Origin of the sequence: Kaistella soli (assembly GCF_019038595.1) — a bacterium.
Taxonomy (GTDB): Bacteria; Bacteroidota; Bacteroidia; order Flavobacteriales; family Weeksellaceae; genus Kaistella; species Kaistella soli.
This window is the reverse complement of the sequence record NZ_JAHOPF010000004.1, coordinates 21693-39358: the sequence shown is the minus strand read 5'-3', so window position 1 is coordinate 39358 and position 17666 is coordinate 21693. Positions and strand designations below refer to the sequence as shown.

At 37.8% G+C, this 17666-nt stretch carries 15 protein-coding genes; 13 read left to right on the top strand and 2 right to left on the bottom strand.

What is annotated here, in order from left to right; all coding sequences use genetic code 11:
* Positions 1–818: 818 nt before the first annotated feature.
* Both KSK37_RS08295 and KSK37_RS08290 read left to right on the top strand, forming a co-directional pair.
* Positions 819–2117 (top strand): nucleotide sugar dehydrogenase, encoded by a 1299-nt coding sequence (locus tag KSK37_RS08295; RefSeq protein ID WP_217200791.1) that lies wholly within the window; start codon positions 819–821, stop codon positions 2115–2117.
* A 317-nt stretch (positions 2118–2434) separates the two neighbouring features.
* Entirely contained in the window at positions 2435–3283 is an 849-nt protein-coding gene (locus tag KSK37_RS08290; RefSeq protein ID WP_217200789.1) for an ABC transporter permease, read from the top strand.
* 382 nt (positions 3284–3665) lie between these two features.
* On the opposite strand, the gene KSK37_RS08285 is transcribed toward KSK37_RS08290, so the two are convergent.
* Both KSK37_RS08285 and KSK37_RS08280 read right to left on the bottom strand, forming a co-directional pair.
* A complete protein-coding gene (locus tag KSK37_RS08285; RefSeq protein WP_217200788.1) occupies positions 3666–4409 on the bottom strand; it encodes an ATPase in 744 nt (247 codons plus the stop codon).
* 1 nt (position 4410) lies between these two features.
* The gene (locus KSK37_RS08280; RefSeq protein WP_217200786.1) at positions 4411–4674 is read right to left on the bottom strand and encodes a hypothetical protein; all 264 of its coding nucleotides are present in this window, start codon (positions 4672–4674) and stop codon (positions 4411–4413) included.
* Positions 4675–5965: 1291 nt separating this feature from the next.
* On the opposite strand from KSK37_RS08280, the gene KSK37_RS08275 reads away from it, so the two are divergent.
* The 11 genes from KSK37_RS08275 to KSK37_RS08225 all read left to right on the top strand — a co-directional run bounded on the left by KSK37_RS08275 (position 5966) and on the right by KSK37_RS08225 (position 17647).
* Positions 5966–7255 (top strand): ABC transporter ATP-binding protein, encoded by a 1290-nt coding sequence (locus KSK37_RS08275; protein WP_217200784.1) that lies wholly within the window; start codon positions 5966–5968, stop codon positions 7253–7255.
* The gene (locus KSK37_RS08270; RefSeq protein ID WP_246566357.1) at positions 7164–8279 is read left to right on the top strand and encodes an acyltransferase family protein; all 1116 of its coding nucleotides are present in this window, start codon (positions 7164–7166) and stop codon (positions 8277–8279) included. Before KSK37_RS08275 ends, KSK37_RS08270 begins: the two co-directional genes overlap by 92 nt.
* Positions 8276–9166: a glycosyltransferase family 2 protein gene (locus KSK37_RS08265; RefSeq protein WP_217200780.1), complete on the top strand. Its 891-nt coding sequence runs from the start codon at positions 8276–8278 to the stop codon at positions 9164–9166. The genes KSK37_RS08270 and KSK37_RS08265 overlap by 4 nt, the downstream gene beginning before the upstream one ends.
* Before the next feature lie 55 nt (positions 9167–9221).
* Positions 9222–10019: a glycosyltransferase family A protein gene (locus tag KSK37_RS08260; RefSeq protein WP_217200778.1), complete on the top strand. Its 798-nt coding sequence runs from the start codon at positions 9222–9224 to the stop codon at positions 10017–10019.
* Positions 10020–10061: 42 nt separating this feature from the next.
* On the top strand, positions 10062–10958 hold the full coding sequence (locus tag KSK37_RS08255) for a glycosyltransferase family 2 protein (protein WP_217200777.1): 897 nt from the start codon (positions 10062–10064) through the stop codon (positions 10956–10958).
* 15 nt (positions 10959–10973) lie between these two features.
* Positions 10974–11966: a glycosyltransferase family 2 protein gene (locus KSK37_RS08250; RefSeq protein ID WP_217200775.1), complete on the top strand. Its 993-nt coding sequence runs from the start codon at positions 10974–10976 to the stop codon at positions 11964–11966.
* Complete coding sequence (locus KSK37_RS08245; protein ID WP_217200773.1) at positions 11966–12844, top strand: glycosyltransferase family 2 protein; 879 nt, start codon at positions 11966–11968, stop codon at positions 12842–12844. The genes KSK37_RS08250 and KSK37_RS08245 overlap by 1 nt, the downstream gene beginning before the upstream one ends.
* Entirely contained in the window at positions 12841–13998 is a 1158-nt protein-coding gene (locus tag KSK37_RS08240) for a polysaccharide pyruvyl transferase family protein (RefSeq protein WP_217200771.1), read from the top strand. Before KSK37_RS08245 ends, KSK37_RS08240 begins: the two co-directional genes overlap by 4 nt.
* Positions 13999–14068: 70 nt before the next feature.
* Complete coding sequence (locus KSK37_RS08235; protein WP_217200769.1) at positions 14069–15250, top strand: glycosyltransferase; 1182 nt, start codon at positions 14069–14071, stop codon at positions 15248–15250.
* A complete protein-coding gene (locus KSK37_RS08230) occupies positions 15243–16427 on the top strand; it encodes a glycosyltransferase (RefSeq protein WP_217200767.1) in 1185 nt (394 codons plus the stop codon). The genes KSK37_RS08235 and KSK37_RS08230 overlap by 8 nt, the downstream gene beginning before the upstream one ends.
* A complete protein-coding gene (locus KSK37_RS08225; protein WP_217200765.1) occupies positions 16427–17647 on the top strand; it encodes a glycoside hydrolase family 88 protein in 1221 nt (406 codons plus the stop codon). Before KSK37_RS08230 ends, KSK37_RS08225 begins: the two co-directional genes overlap by 1 nt.
* Positions 17648–17666: the final 19 nt, after the last annotated feature.

Sequence of the window (17666 nt, the reverse complement as noted above, 5' to 3'; positions counted from 1 at the left end):
TGATTGGGTGATTGGGTGATTGAGGATGCTGGATGGTAACTTACTGATTAATGATGAGTAATGAGTAATAAGCAATGAGCAATATGAAGTATCATAAAAAACCAAATTCATTTCCCCGACATTTACTTCGACAGGCTCAACATAAAAAGGGAGTGAATTTGGTTTTTGATAAGAGTTTCCTTTGAAGTTAATTCCTCCTTAGGAAAAAATCCACCTTTTAGGGTTGGGGCAAAGATTTTTTCCGGTATAAGAGGGAGGTTAAAGTGTAGTATTGTGGTTGAGTGGTTGAGTGAATGAGTGTTTGAGGATGCTGGATGCTGGAGGGTGACTGATCAGTGATGAGTAATGAGTAATAGGCAATGAGCAATGTGAAATGTCGTAAAAAACCAAATTCATTTCCCCGACCCTTACTTTGACAGGCTCAGCATCAAAAAGGGAGTGAATTTGGTTTTTTATAAGAGTGTCCTTTGAAGATAATTATTCCCTGAGGAAAAAATCCACCCTTTAGGGTTGGGGCAAAGATTTTTTCCGGTATATGAAGGAGGTTAAAGTGTAGTATTGTGGTGAGTGGTTGAGTGATTGAGGATGCTGGATGGTGACTGATCAGTGATGAGTAATGAGTAATAAGCAATGAGCAATATGAAATATCATAAAAAACCAAATTCATTTCCCCGACCCTAAAGGGAGTGAATTTGGTTTTTTACAGGAATATTCGGTTTAAAGCGTAGTATCGTGATTAAGCGGATATTGGTTACATTCATCACCCAACATCCAACATCCAGCAATGTAGTCCCTGACCGTCTTTATAAAATGAAAACATGGAAAACGCAGAAAATATTCAATCGATTAAAATCGCGATTATCGGCCTCGGTTATGTAGGCCTTCCTTTAGCCCGGTTATTCGCTACCCAATATCCGGTGATTGGTTTTGATATTGATTCCAAAAGAATAGGAGAACTGAACAGCGGTACGGACAAAACCCTGGAAGTGGAAGATCATGTATTACAGCAAGTATTGGTTTCGGACTTTGAAACGGCAAAGACCGGCTTAATCTGTTCTTCAAACGTAGAAGACATCGCCGGGTGCAATTACTACATCGTCACCGTTCCCACTCCTGTCGATAAAAACAACAGACCCGATCTCAGTGCGCTGTACCACGCTTCCGAAACCGTAGGAAGCGTCCTGAAGAAAGGCGATATTGTGATCTATGAATCTACGGTGTATCCTGGGGTGACGGAAGAAGAATGTGTTCCGGTTCTCGAAAAATTTTCGGGTCTGAAATTTAATGTGGATTTCTTCTGTGGGTATTCTCCGGAAAGGATTAATCCAGGAGACCGGGAAAAAACCGTGGAAAAGATCATGAAGGTGACTTCAGGTTCCACTCCAGAAACTGCGCAGGAAGTGGATGCTTTATACCGGTCGGTCATCACGGCGGGAACGCATCTGGCACCCAGTATTAAAGTGGCAGAAGCCTCTAAGGTGATTGAAAATGCACAGCGCGACATCAATATCGCTTTTGTGAATGAACTGGCGAAGATTTTTGCCCTCATGGATCTCGATACGCATGAAGTACTGAAAGCCGCGGGAACGAAATGGAATTTCCTTCCTTTCACGCCCGGTCTGGTTGGAGGGCACTGTATTGGGGTAGATCCGTTTTACCTCGCACAGAAGGCTCAGGACATCGGCTATTATTCCGAACTGATTTTAACAGCAAGGCGGGTGAATGATTCCATGGGTGGTTTTATCGCGAACCAGGTGGTGAAAGCGATGATTAAAAAGAACCTTCAGGTGAATGGTGCTGAGGTCCTTATGCTTGGGATTACCTTTAAGGAAAACTGCGGTGACGTCCGCAATACCAAAATCGTGGATGTCGTCTGTGCCCTGAAGGATTACGGAATCAACGTCACCATTACCGATCCGTGGGCTGATGCCGGGGAGGTGCATCACGAATACGGTTTGGAAATCCTCAGAGAATTACCGGAACACCGTTTTGATGCGGTAATTTTAGGGGTCGCCCATCAGGAATTCCTGGACCTCGATCTTTCGTCTTTCCTCAAAGAAAATGGGGTAGTGTATGATGTGAAAGGGGTGCTGAAGCATGCGGAGTACCGGCTTTAGGGGATGAGCAATGAGCAATGAGTAATAAGTAATAAAAGCAAACACTAGAGCCTGTACTTTACGACTAAGCGATCCATAGGAAAAATCCACCCTTTAGGGCTGGGGAAAAGATTTTTCCGTTACGACAAGGGTAGTCGTCCACCTGAAAATTCTTTCTCGGGGATTAAAAAAAACCAAATTCATTTTCCCCAACCCTAAAGGGAGTGAATTTGGTTTGCGGGTAACTTTCATGCTTCATCATCCCGCACCCATCACCCTCAATTCCAAAATAAATAGTTAAATTGCACGCGTTAAAATCTACCCCTTCAATGCCTTCTATGAACAAAGCCCCTCAGCCTACGTATTATATCCACTCCAGACAGTCCGTCTTTTCCCTGAATTTAAAGGAAGTGTGGGACTACCGGGACCTTCTGTATATGCTCGTGAAGCGCGATTTTATTACCTTTTACAAGCAGACCGTCCTGGGGCCCCTGTGGTTTATTGTGCAGCCTTTGATGACTACTGCGATTTACATGATCCTGTTCGGAAATATAGCCCAACTGTCCACCGATGGCATGCCACAGGTTTTATTTTATCTCTCCGGTATCACGGTGTGGAACTATTTCGCGGAAAGCCTCACTAAAACCTCCAGTGTTTTCACGGCCAATGCCGGAATGTTCGGCAAGGTCTATTTTCCGCGGCTCATCATGCCGCTTTCCATCGTCGCTTCTTCGCTGATGAAATTTGCGGTGCAGTTTGCGATCTTTATCCTGATTCTGCTGTATTATGTTGTTTTCACCGATACCGTTCACCCCAACTGGTGGATGCTGATCACGCCGCTTCTTATCGCACTCATGGCGATGTTTGCTTTGGGAATGGGAATGATTTTCTCTTCTTTAACGACCAAGTACAAAGACTTAACCTTCCTGCTAACCTTTGGGGTACAGCTTTTTATGTACATCACGCCTGTCGTGTATCCCGCTTCTGCCTTACCGGAAAAATTCCGCTTCTTAGTATTTCTGAACCCCTTATCCTCCATCTTCGAATGTTTCCGCTATGCTTATCTCGGCTCCGGCAGCTTCGACCTCCTCAGTATTCTTTGGAGCAGCATCTTCATTGTAGCCCTCCTCATTGTAGGAACGGTCATCTTCAACAAAGTGGAGAAGAGTTTTATGGATACGGTGTAGGGAGAAGCAATGAGTAATCAGTAATTAGCAATGAGTAATGCATCAGCTTCAGCAGTGAGAGCAGGAAGTGTGAGTGATTGAGCGGAAGGGTGATGGAGTGGTTTCATGCTATAACGGGAGATTTTGTCATCAGGAAAAAACCAAATTCATTTTCCCCGACCCTTACATCGACAGGCTCAGCATAAAAAAGGGAGTGAATTTGGTTTTTCCATCAAGCTTCGTTTTTAAATAGGCAATAGGCAATAAGCAATAAGCAATAAGCCATTTGCAATCCCAATCGATTTGTGAGTAATCAATGATCAGTAATCAGTATTCAGAGACAAATCGGCAGCATAGCAGTTGAGCGCAGCGAAGCAACCTGGAGCATCTTGTAGATGAAAGCTTATAGATAATATTTTAAGACATACTCTAAAAACCAGTTGGGTAAATTTTCTGGCTCTACTTCCAGAGTCATTGCATCTTCGTTAATTTTAGCGATTAACTTAAAGTCTTGTCCTGAATTATCAAATAAATAACATTTATCAGCTTGTTCGATTGCTAAGATTAAATTTTTCAAAGTATTATAATACCGACTCGAGATTTTATCAGGAGGAACGGGATGTCCACCTTTTTCAACTCTGTTTTCAACTCTCGAAACATTCACTTCAGGATCATCAATACAGATGAAATACAAATAAATTTTATAGCCATTTCGTTTTGCTTCTATAATTTCATCAATCTTCGAGGGATGGCTCATCACTGTTTCAAAACAGAAATCAAGATGTTGTTTTTGAAGATAGAAACGTATAAAAGCACTAATTAAAGCCCCTTCATAGCTGTGACTTTCCTTTTCAATATCGACAATAATATTTTCTTTAATGGCAATGTCAATAGGATGACGGTCATTTATAGATTTGGCTATTAAAGATTTAGCCCGCTCTGTTTTTAGAAAATATTGAAGATCATCTTCATTAAGATTGAGGCCGTATTTATTCAGATCTATAAAGCCGGTTGTCGATAATTCTTTCTCAATATAATCTGCATTAAGAAAAATTCCCGTATCATAATTTTCAGCAAGTGCTTCGAAAAGAGTAGTTTTTCCCGAACCATTGGGACCTGCGAAGATTCTCAACCTTTGTCCAGACATCTTATCTTCTATGAAGAATTAAACCTTTTCTAAGTTTTGAAATGTCAATAGAAGATTTATGAATAGATCTTATCACCTTTTCAGTTTTATCTGGCTGAACGGTGATAATCTCATGATCTTTAATAATTTTTACCGCCAAGCCCAAAGCACGGGAAGATCTGGTCGCATTAGAACCTGCATTCTTAGCAGATCTTACCAGGATAATCTCTTCTTTTCTCTGAGAAATAGATTTTCTTAAGGCTCTTAAATTTGAACTCTTTCTCATGTAATAAATATATAGGTAATTAAAATAATATTTCAAATATACAAAAGTATCCACTAAAGTAGAGCGGTGATATGATAATGTGGTGATTTGCTGATGTGATAATGTGATATTGAGGTGATGTGATAATGTGGTGATGTGCTTAAATAACCGTCGTTGCGAGGACGAGGGACAACGACGAAGCAATCCCAAGTTTAGAGGAGTGATCAGTAATCAGTATTCAGTCATCAGTGACAAATTCAAAGGTATTGAGTAATGAGTTTTTGAGTGGGAGAATGATGGAGTAGATGTGTACTATATTGAGCGATTTTTTTCGTACAGAAGGTGAGCGCAGCAGAAGACAACATCTGTTTTATCTGTGCAGTGGGAATCTTCCAGCAGCAAGGACCCAGCCCCTCATGAGCAATGAGCAATAAGCAATGAGTAATGCATCAGCTTCATCATTACAGGAAGTTGGAGTTTTTGAGTGATTGATTGGAAGGGTGCTTGAGTGGTTTTGTGCTATAACGGGAGATTTTGTCATCAGGAAAAAACCAAATTCATTTTCCCCGACCCTTACTTCGACAGGCTCAGCATAAAAAAGGGAGTGAATTTGGTTTTTCAGAGAACCCCGTTTTAATGATAAGCGGATTCTTTCTCCTTTAAAAAATTCCAGCGGGCTCCCTTTAGGGTTGGGGTAAAACTGCTGGAATTTTTTTTGCTGGGTCCCTGAAGTAAGGGTTGTGGGCAAAGATTTTTTCCGGTATAACGTGCGTGAATTTGGTTTTTCAAGAAAGCCCCGTTTTTTATAATAAAGAGCTTCTTCTTCTTCTTTCTATCTCTTTAAAAAAATTCCACAAGCTCCTTTTTTTATGCTGAGCCCGTCGAAGTAAGGGCTGGGGTAAAACTGCTGGAATTTTTTTTTCCGGGTTCCCCGAAGTAAGGGTTTGGGTGTGATCTGTGAAAAAATCCAGCATTCATGAGCAATGAGCAATGTAATGAGGTGACTGTGTGGTTAACCTCTATCGGGGACGGACAACGGACAACATTCCGCATCCAACCTCCAGCATCCAGCATCGAACATCGAACATCCTGCATCCAGCATCCAACATCCAACATCCAACACCCAGCACCCCGCATCAAACCTCCAGCATTTCCCCCATTCTATTAATAATATCCGCACCGGAGCATAAAATGTTTAGATTTTCTGCACTGTTCCGTGCGAATTGAATGTAAATTTTATAAATTTGCCGGAACTAAAAATCTTACTGACCGCAACCTTAGCCTCAACCTTAACCTTAACCTCAACCCGACCTTGAAACCCAACACCGCCATCCGCGCAGAAAATATATCCAAACAGTACCGCCTCGGTGAAGTGGGAACCGGCACCATTTCTCATGACCTGAACCGTGCCTGGGCGAAGCTGAGAGGGAAAGAAGACCCTTTCCTTAAGATTGGCGAAAGCAACGACCGCTCCAGCAAAGGCAGCAGTGATTATGTATGGTCTTTAAAAGATATTAATTTTGAAATTGAAAAAGGCGATGCAGTAGGCATTATCGGCAGAAACGGTGCGGGTAAATCTACACTGCTGAAACTGCTTTCGAGGGTGACGAAACCGACGACCGGGCATTTTGAAGTGCAGGGGAGAATTGCTTCGCTGCTGGAAGTGGGAACAGGTTTTAACCCGGAGATGACAGGCCGTGAAAATATTTTTCTGAACGGTGCTATTTTAGGCATGCGGCGTCATGAAATCAAAAGAAAGTTTGATGAGATCGTAGATTTTGCGGGGGTGGAGCGGTATATTGATACACCGGTAAAACGCTATTCTTCCGGGATGTATGTAAGACTGGCCTTTGCCGTTGCCGCGCATCTGGAATCTGAAATCTTAATTGTAGATGAAGTTTTAGCGGTAGGCGACGCCGAGTTCCAGAAAAAATGCCTGGGGAAAATGGGTGATGTAAGCAAAGGCGAGGGAAGGACGGTGTTGTTTGTGAGCCATAACCTCAGTGCTGTTCGAAAACTTTGTAAGCAGGGTATCTTATTAAAGAATGGAGGTATAATCTCTGATGGAAAAATAGATCGAGTACTTCATAGATACGATGAAGAGTTTGCAGCGCAAGAAAAAACCTTTCATATTGTGTTTCCTGAAGATGCTTCCAAAGATATGCAGATTTTGCAGGTGGATTTGAACCCCCCCCATAATCACAGTCGTATTTGTACGGATGATGAGTTAATTTTTGATTTTAAAATGATAAGCCGCAGACCGGTAGCTAATGCTTATATTACAATTGATATAAGAGATAGTAATGATGAAGTTGTCTACTGGACTTCCGATTATATGACTGACCGCTTTCGTAGCAATGCCGCGGGAAACTTTGATGTAACCTGCGTCTGCCCAAGAAATCTTTTGACTAATGGTTTTTACACTGCAACTTTTGCGGTTTATTCACCATCAAGCAATACGGTGGTTCACCACGAACCGAAATATCAAATTACCTTTGAAATGGAAGATAATGAAAATTCCTTCTTGCAAAAATTTGGTGCTGTGCGCCCCGGAAAAACAGGAGTGGAAAGTAATTGGCAGTCAGCAGAAAGTCATAATTAAGATAGTGATGAAATATACCTTTATAAATTCTGCAAGAGGTATTGCTATTATTATGGTAATAATTGTACATATTTCACAATTATATCATTTCAAAAACTCAATATTAAAATTATTCTTTGACTATGGTCAAATGGGAGTACAACTTTTTTTCATTGCATCAGCTTATACTTTATGCTTATCGGCTGAAAAACGAAAGGATGATCTCTTTCCAATTTCAAGTTTTTACATTAGAAGATTTTTCAGAATTTTTCCAATTTACTATTTAGGTATTATTATATACTTCTTTTTAAATTTATATTTTAAAGATATTAGTAAATATTCAACTTTCAATATTTTTGCAAATCTCAGTTTTACACATGGCATGATACCTTCTGCAAATAATACAATAGTGCCAGGGGGCTGGTCTATTGGCACAGAAATGCTGTTTTATTTGTTCTTTCCCTTTTTATATAAATTTATGTTAAGGGGAAATATGATAATTAAGGCCATGATTATGATAGTGGTATGTTACTTAATTGTGATTATTTATGAAGCCGATGTGAAAAATAATTCGTTTGCTTATTTTAATATTATTTTACAAATGCCTGTGTTTTTGACAGGGATTCTATATTATAAATATGAAAAGAAAATAAACCTATTAAATGCAATAATTCTATTTTGTATTTTTACGTTCATTTCATTATATTTATGGAAAATTGAAAAATTTTTGTTTATTCCATTTATATCTGGATTGTCTTTTTGTGGTCTTATCAAAATTTTAGAGAAATCCTTTTTAAATTTAATCCTTTTTCAAAAATTAGGTATTATATCTTATTCTTTATACATTACTCATTTTATACTTGCCTTTTATCTTTTACAACCGGTTTCTAGCCTCGTAGAAATGTGTTTTTATATTCTCATCACAATTTCTACCTGTTATCCTCTGTCTTTATTTTTAGAAAAAAAACTCGAGTTACCTTTTATTAGGTTAGGAAACAAAATAATTAATTTAAGAATTGGAGTATTAAAAAGAACTGAAAGATGATATCTATAGTAACAGCATATTACAACAGAAAAAAACTTTTCATAAATACCCTTCAGAGTATCAAAAGGCAACAGTTCACCGGAGATTTTGAAGTGATCGCGGTAGACGATGGCAGTGGTGAGGAAGAGCGTCTGGAAGATCTTACTGAGGAATTTCCTTTTCTAAAAGTTATATATCTTGACCCTGCGAATAAATGGTACAAAAATTCGTGTATTCCTTTTAATATTGGTTTTAGGGCGGCGAAGGGTGATAAAATCATTATTCAAAATCCAGAATGCTTTCATTTAGGGGATATTTTAAAATATACTAATGAGTATCTGAACGATAAAAACTATTTAAGTTTTGGATGTTTTTCTTTGGACAAGGAGGTAACCGATCATCTGGATACTTTCCTCGTACAAAATAAGATAGAGAAAATTATTAAAGAAAATGCATATGTTGTTAAAAACGATGGTGCTTTAGGTTGGTACAATCATTCTCTTCATCGGCCGTATGCTTTGCATTTTTGCACTGCAATTTCAAAAAATACACTTGATAAATTACAAGGTTTTGATGAAAGATTCGCACTCGGAATTGCTTATGATGATAATGAGTTTATACAAAGAGTCCGTAAGAATCTAAAAGTTAAGTTTGTAGATGCAGAAATAGTTTTACATCAAAATCATTATTCTCCAAATTCATTGTCGTATGCTCAAAATCCGGAAAAAGAAGTTTTGATGGCAAGAAATCAATATATCTTAGCCAACAGATTGGCCAAATTGAATTACAATTACATCTTTTCTTTTTTTTCTGGAGCTACTAAAAAAAGAAGTATTGAAATTACATTTCAATTCGAAAAGAAAATCAGGTATTTGTTAAATGTCGGAAATCACATTTTTCTCAAGTGAAAATTTAATATGAGCATATTTTTTTATTTTAAAGAATTAAATTTTAATATTATTGATGTTTAAGATTACAAAATTGAATATTTGGATTTATGGTATAATCAATAATTATATCTACCGTACTTATGATTTATATTTTAATGCAATTGTACGAAGACAGATTACAAATCCTAAAGAAATTCCGATCATAATTGTAAATTATAACCAATTGCACTATTTGAAACAATTGGTAAATTCCTTGGTAAAACATGACTTTAAAAATATCATAATAATAGATAATAAATCAACTTATCAACCACTATTAGCATATTATAATGAAATAAAAAAACATGTAACAATTGAATTTATGGAGGAAAACTTTGGTCATGCTGTGTTTTTTAAGAATAATTATTTACAAAAAAAACACGGAAAAGGTTTTTATGTGATTACCGATGCTGATATTGTTCCTAATAAAGATTTACCTGATGACTTTATCAAACAACTCTTAGTACATTTAAAAAAACATTGGCACCAAATAACGAAAGTTGGATTCGCTTTAAGGTTAGATGATATACCTGACGAAAATATTTTGAAGGAAAAGATATTAAAGTGGGAAGAGAAATTTTGGCAACTTAAAGATTCAGAAGATATTTATATAGCATCCCTTGATACTACATTTGCCTTATACAAACCAGGGTATCCCAACAAGTATGACAACATTTCCTATTTAAGGGCCCATCGATTTGCCAATAACTTCGAAGCAAAACATGGAGGTTGGTATATTGATCAAAATAATATGACAGAAGAACAGAGATTTTTCGTTACGATAGCGTCAAAATCTAGTTCCTGGTTATATAATGAGAAGAATTTGGAATAATTGTCATACATCATAAAAAAATGAAAAATATTATAGGTCAATATGAGTAGTCGCGATATATCTGTAAGTGTTTGTATAAGTGCATATAATCATGTAGATTTTATTGAAGAAGCACTTAATAGTGTATTGGATCAGGAATGTGATTTTGGTTATGAAATTATTTTATCTAATGATAAATCTACAGATCAAACACATGAGGTCATTACAAAAATTATTGATAATCATCCTCTAGGTAAAAAAATTCGTTATTTTAATCAGGAAGAAAACCTTGGAATAAATGGAAATTTGATTTTTACTTTGGAACAAGCCACTGGGAAATATATCGCATTGTTAGAAGGCGACGATTATTGGTTGGATAATAATAAATTGCAGAAACAGTTTGACTTTTTGGAGGCGCATCCCGATTATACATTATGCACCGCCGCATACAGAACAGTTACACTTGATCATCAACAATTCGACAGAAAACTAGGCGGGGACGTGAAAGACTTTACTTATACTTTTGATACCATAAAAGGTTTTTCGCCCAATTATTTGAATATGTTTTTTACAAGACAATCGTTGGAGGTTGAGAAATTAAAAAAATTTGTGTATTCGGGCGACAATGTCATTTTTCTAATGTGTCTTTCCAAAGGTAAGATATATTTTTCCAATGAAATATTGGCATTCAGAAGAACGCATGCAAATAGCGCGTGGACTGCGAAATCTGAAATTGAAAGAAAAAGAATGGGAGTAGAACAGTTAATCGGTTTATACAAATTCCCAGAATTCCGTAGTACTATTCGTTCTTCACTGTTTTATATCAGTTTGGATTTACTCTGTTCTGGACAGCATAATGGAAAGCTTATTTGGCGTTCCTTTAAATTAATTCGAAAACCCAATGAATTTATATATTTCGCAAGGGTATTGCTGAGTAATTTACATAGAGTTTACGTCTAGTAATTAAAATTATTTATGAAAGTCTCCATCATTATCCCCGTTTATAACGCTTCCAAATACCTTGCAGAATGTTTAGAGAGTGTCCTCGTTCAGACTTTTACCGATATTGAAATGATCTGCATCAATGATGGTTCCACTGATGATTCTTTAGAAATCTTAAAAGAATTTCAAAATAGGGATTCCCGCATTGTCATTATTGATCAAAAAAACAAGGGTGTTTCGGCAGCACGTAATGCAGGCTTAGAAGTGGCAAAAGGAGAATATATTTGTTTTTTAGATTCAGATGATTTTCTAGTTAAAGATGCATTATCTCGTATAGAATATTCTTCTAATTATGATTTAATCATCAATGATTTTTCATATTATACTGACGGTAATTTAGTTCGAATAAATAATAGGCAGGGTAACTGGAAAGCAAAGGAGCTTCTCCCTAAATATTTATTATGGGATGTTAAACTGCGTTTAGGGTCATATCTTGTAAAAAAAACAATAGTAGAAAGGAATGATATAAGCTTTAGAAGCGGTACGGCTTATGGTGAAGATTGGGAATTTAACACCTTAATTTTATATTTTTCCGATAAGGTTTTTATTACAGAAATTGAAATAATGGCCTATCGTGTGCACCGTCAGTCTGCGGTTCATAAGGTTTCATTGAATAGATTTGACACTTACTATTCAAGAAAAAGAACATATGATTTTTTTAAAGAAAGAAATGAGAAAGCGCTAATGAAAATTTATGAGGGCTATCTCTTGCCGCAAGGAATAATAGATACTATAGAGTCTATTTATCAACAGAAATTCATGCCTTTTAAGATGATGAGCTATCTCCAGAAGAATGATCTTTTAGCCTATTTGAAAACAGAAAATCAAAATATTTATACACTTCCTTATCTTATAATAAAGGTCAAAAGATTTCAGGAAAGTAATTTTGTATTTGCTACTGTAACTTATTATTTATTTCAGCTTAATCAACTGAAATCAAGTCTTTATAAATATATAAAATCTTAATGCAAATATCAATATTCACTCCAGTTTATAATCGGGCGGATTTATTGCAATCTCTTTTCGAATCATTAAAAAAACAATCTTTTAGGGACTTTGAGTGGATTATTGTTGATGATGGTTCACGAGATCATATTTCTGAGGTTGTTCAAGGTTTTATGAATGATGATTCACGTTTTTTTGAGGTACAATTTGTACGTCAGGAAAATAGCGGTAAGCATATGGCCATAAATCGTGGAATAGATATGGCTCAGGGAAAGTTTTTTTTTATCGTGGATTCCGACGATCACCTTCCAGAAGATGCGTTGGAAAAAATTTATGATTGGGTTAAGACAGTGGAGCACGATGATTCTTTTTGTGGGGTTTCCGGTACCAGAGGGACGGTAAGTAATATATTAATCGGAAATACATTTGAGGGTCATTTTCTTGACGCTTATTATTGGGAAAGAGCCAGCAAAAATATTATAGGTGATAAGGCCGAAGTTTATAAAACGGAAGTACTAAAGAATTTCAAGTTTCCCTCATTTGGAGATGAAAAATTTTTAACCGAAGAGACCGTATGGTATCTTATGGGCGAAGATTATAAAATACGATATTACAATGATATTATTTATTATAGTGATTATTTAGATGATGGTCTTTCAAAGAACATTAACAAACATCTTCTTAACAGCCCTAAAGGATATGCTTATTCAATACAAATTCGAAATAAATATTCGCGTAATTCATTGAAGTCTAGATTAGCATCCTATTATTACTATGGAGAGCTTTTTTCAGGATTACTTACCGAAGAAGAAATAATAGAAAATTTACAGATTCGTAAAGAGACCTATATCTTTGCTAAATTATTATGGAACCTTGTATATAGAATTAAAAATAAATGAGAGTATTACTTTTTTTCCACGGCGGAAGCAGAAACCGTGGTTGTGAGGCAATTGTAAGAACAGCTGCAGCATTATTAAAGTCTGATCACCTAATCAGCAAGCTTGGTCTTGCTTCCGGTGACCCGGATTCAGACCTCGCCATCCCTCATATCGATGTGTTGCATTTGGATAAGCCTTCCCGCTTGGAGAAATTTTCTCCTCTTGGAATTCTCAGTGCAGTAAAAGTGAAATTTTTTAAGGATGAAAGTTTAGTCTATCAAAAAATTCACGAAAGCATTATAAAACTGATCCCTCATTATGATGTTTTTCTTTCTATTGGGGGGGATAATTATTGCTATGGCGAGCAGCCCGGTATCTACGAAATCGACAGGCAGATTAAAGAAGCTGGTAAAAAACTTGTACTTTGGGGGGCTTCTATCGGGGAAGAAGATTTGTCGGAAGCTAAAATCAAGGATCTGCAGTCTTTCGACCTGCTGCTGGTGCGCGAATCGATTACAGAAAGTACGCTTAAAAAAGCAGGAATCAATAATGTCAAACTCGTGGCTGACGGTGCATTTCTTATGGAAAAAACCGAACTTCCGCTACCTGCAGGTTGGCAGGAAGGCAAGACCGTAGGGTTTAATTTTTCGGCCCTAGTCTTTAAAAAGAACCCTGATTCAAAGAAAGCCGCTTTTGCATTGGTGCAACATATCCTTGACACCACAGATTTTTCCGTTTGTTTCATTCCACATGTTATCATACCGGGAAATGATGATTACGAAATATTACAGGAGTTTGAAGCGCATTTCAAAGATTCCGGAAGGACTCTTCTTTTACCGAATGACCTCAACGCCAGTGAATATAAGGGTTACATTGCCAGAATGAAATTCTTTATTGGGGCAAGAACGCATGCTACCATTGCTGCTTACTCATGTCTTGTGCCAACACTGGTATTGGGATACAGTGTGAAATCCAAAGGTATTGCAAAAGACATCTTTGGTGCCGAAAGACTGGTACTCGATCTATCTGAAATTTCAGATCCGGTTAAGCTTATTGCAAGGTTCGAGGAGATGAAAGGCGAAGAAAATGAGCTGAAGGAAATACTCTCCAGAAAAGTTCCGGAACTGAAGAAGATGGCAATGAAAGCAAAAGATTATCTTATGGATCTTAAATAGAACGGCCTTGTTCAACCCTGTCAAGGTTTGAAACCTTGACAGGGTTTTATAAAAGCTATAGTAAACCCCGATGAAAAAAAAACTGCTTTTTGTAATTCCAGGCCTGGATGCGGGCGGCGCTGAAAAAAGTCTTGTCAACCTTCTCAGTGGGATGGACGAGACCCGTTTTTCGGTAGACCTCTTTATGTTTTCCCATAAGGGTTTATTTATGGGGCAGATTCCGGAATGGGTCCGTGTAATCCCAAAGAATGAAGACCTGGTGGATTTTCAGAAACCTCTTTTTCATTCACTGCTTAGCTTTGTTAAAAAAGGCAGAATATCGCTGGGAAAAGCGCGGTTTCTTTTTTATATAAAAAACAGGTTCATTAAAAACAAAGGAATTGCCGAACAGTATTCCTGGCAACATTTGCGAAGCTACTGTAAGATGCTCCCTGAACAGTACGATGCCGCCATAGGGTTTCTCGAAAAAACATCGAATTATTTTATAGTAGACTGCGTAGCGGCAAAGACGAAAATTGCTTTTATTCATACTTCTTATTCGGAACTGAACCTGGATGCATCATTCGATTCGAAGTATTTCGGTGTTACAAAAAACATTGCGGTGGTGTCACCCGATTGTGCAGTTAATTTTAAAAAAATATTTCCGGAATTTGCGGATAAGATCTACGTGATGCCCAACATCGTTTCTCCACGTCTGATCAATAAGTTGGCGCTGGAAAGCTCTGAAGACGTTTATGAAACTTCTCTGGTTTCGGTCGGGCGGTTAGAAAGTGTCAAAGGTTTTGATATGGCCATTGAGGCGGCCCGCATTTTAAAAGAAAAAAATATTAGGTTTCATTGGTCCATAATAGGAGAAGGAACGGAACGCCAGAATCTTCAAAATTTGATTGAACGGTATGGTTTACAGAATCATGTTGCCCTTATTGGATTGAAAAACAATCCCTATCCTTACATCAGAACAGCAAAAATATTTGTGCAGTCCTCACGGTATGAAGGAAAATCAATAGCGGTTGATGAGGCTAAAATTTTAGGAAAACCGATTGTGCTGACGAACTTCAGCACGGCAAAAGACCAGATTGAACATAACGTGAACGGTCTCATCGTCGATATGTCTCCAGAAGGACTTGCAGCAGGAATTACGAAATATTTAGATAACGTTTCTTTTACAGAGCAAATTATTGCTAATTTGCGCGCAGAGAATTTTGGAACCGAGCATGAAATCTCAAAATTTTACCAGCTGATCAATGAGTGAGAAAAAAGACATCCTTTTTGTAATGAATAATCTGAACGTGGGCGGTGCAGAAAAAGCACTGGTCTCCTTGCTGCAGGTAATGGATTATGACAGATACAATATAGACCTGTTACTTTTTAAGAAAGAAGGGCTGTTTCTTAAACAGGTGCCACAACAAGTCAATATATTGCCGGAACCTGAAAACTATAGGTATTTTGATATGCCTTTTTCGCAGGTGCTGAAAGAAAATTTAGTTAACGGGAGTTGGGAGGTCATTTATAGAAGGATTCAATTTAAGAATGTCGTAAAAAAGGCCAAAAGTCCTGCCGAGGCAGAACAATTGAGCTGGAAGCCTTTGTCAAAAACCTTGTCGCCTCTAAAAAAGAAGTATGACGCAGCCATCGGGTTTTTAGAAAAAAATCCAAATTATTTTATTGTCGATCGAGTTTTGGCAAAAACAAAAATTGGTTTTATTCACAACGATTATAACCAACTGAAATTAAATAAAACGATTGATGCTCCTTACTTTCGGGAATTACATTATATCGCAACAGTTTCGGAAGAATGTGCAAGGGTTCTGGAAAATGAATTTCCCGATGAAGCTGATAAAGTCAAATTCATTCCCAACATCGTATCCGCAGCTTTAGTGCAGCAATTGAGTAAGGATAGCGTAAGTATTTCGGAAAATGCGATCGTCTCGGTTGGGAGGCTCGAACCCCAAAAAGGTTTCGATTTGGCCATCGAAGCAGCTAGGATTTTAGTGAACAGAAAGATAGACTTTCATTGGTATATTATCGGGGAGGGGAGTGAACGGACGCATTTAGAGTCTTTAGTTCTTAAATATGAACTGGAAGACTATTTTACCCTTCTAGGTTTAAAAGAAAATCCTTATCCTTATATCCGACAGGCAAAAACATTTGTTCAGCCCTCTCGTTTCGAAGGCAAATCGATAGCGGTCGATGAGGCCAAAATATTAGGAAAACCTATTGTTTTAACCAATTTCAGCACCGCAAAAGACCAGATCGATCATGATGTAAACGGGATGATTGTCGAAATGAATCCCCATTCACTTGCAAAAGGGATTATGAAATGTTTCAGTGATTTCGACTATTTAGAGAAAATCACCTTGGTTTTGAATTCACAAAGTTGGGGTACAGAGCATGAAATTCAAAAATTGTATATTTTAATCGAAAACTAATGGATGCTATCCTGTTGCTCATTGTCTTTACAGTGATTATCATTTTTTTTATTGATTTTATTCCCCAGTTCAACACCTGGCAAAGTCGTATTAAAATCGGGCGCTTTAACAATAGAGATTTATGGCAGCAGAAAGTGCTCACGCTGTCCAGAAAATGGCTCCTCAATACCCCTATTATTAGACTAACCGACAACCATCGGCTCATCATCATCGATATCCTGAAAGGCAATTATCAACGGTCGGCCATACAGTCCTGGCAGGAAGCGGCTTTGATATTGGGCCTCACGGAATACTACAAAAAAACCGGCGATGCTGAGACCCAAAAGCAAACAGAGCGTTTTGTGTCTAAAAAAATGACTGCAGCGGGAGGGTGGAAAGAAAAACCTACCGATAGCGACCATGCCATCCTGGCGTATGCTTTTTTAAACGTAGATTTTATCGATCATGTAAAATACAGATCAGCGTTTGATGAAACCTGGCAGATGATTCTTTCTTTAAAAGGAGAAGACGGTACAGTCGCTTACAAAAACCATGTGCGGCAATATCGCTTTGTGGACACCATAGGATTTATCTGTCCTTTTTTGGTGAATTATGGTTATAAGTTCGGGATTCCTGAGGCTGTTGAACTCGCAGTAAAACAGATCACCGAATACCAGAAATACGGCTTGATGACTCAGGAAAACATTCCATGTCATACTTATCATGTCGAGACTAAAATCCCTACAGGGCTGTTTGGCTGGGGGAGAGGACTGGGCTGGTACGTCATCGGACTCATTGACACCTGGTATGCCCTGCCTGAAAACCATCCCCACAAAAAAGATCTGGAGAAAATGGTTATAGCCACGGCCAACTCCGCGATAAAATTGCAGCAAGAAAATGGGGGTTTCCATTGGTTGCTTTTTGATAAAGGTTCCCGCCTGGATTCGAGTACTGCGGCTACACTGATCTGGTTTTTCACCCTTGCTTCAGAAATTCCTGAGATTGCAGAACAGTGTCTTGTAGCAAGAGAAAAAGCGCTCAAGTATCTGATGACAGTCACCCGCAGATCAGGAGCGGTTGATTTTTCTCAGGGTGACACGAAGGGAATTGGTGTGTATTCCCAAAATTTTGATATTTTGCCTTTTACCCAGGGATTTGTGTTAAGGACGCTTTATTTTCAAACTCCTCCTGCAAACCCGCGTTTTGTACATTCGAAGGATAAGCCTCATCCTCAACCTTAACCTTAACCTTAACCTTAAC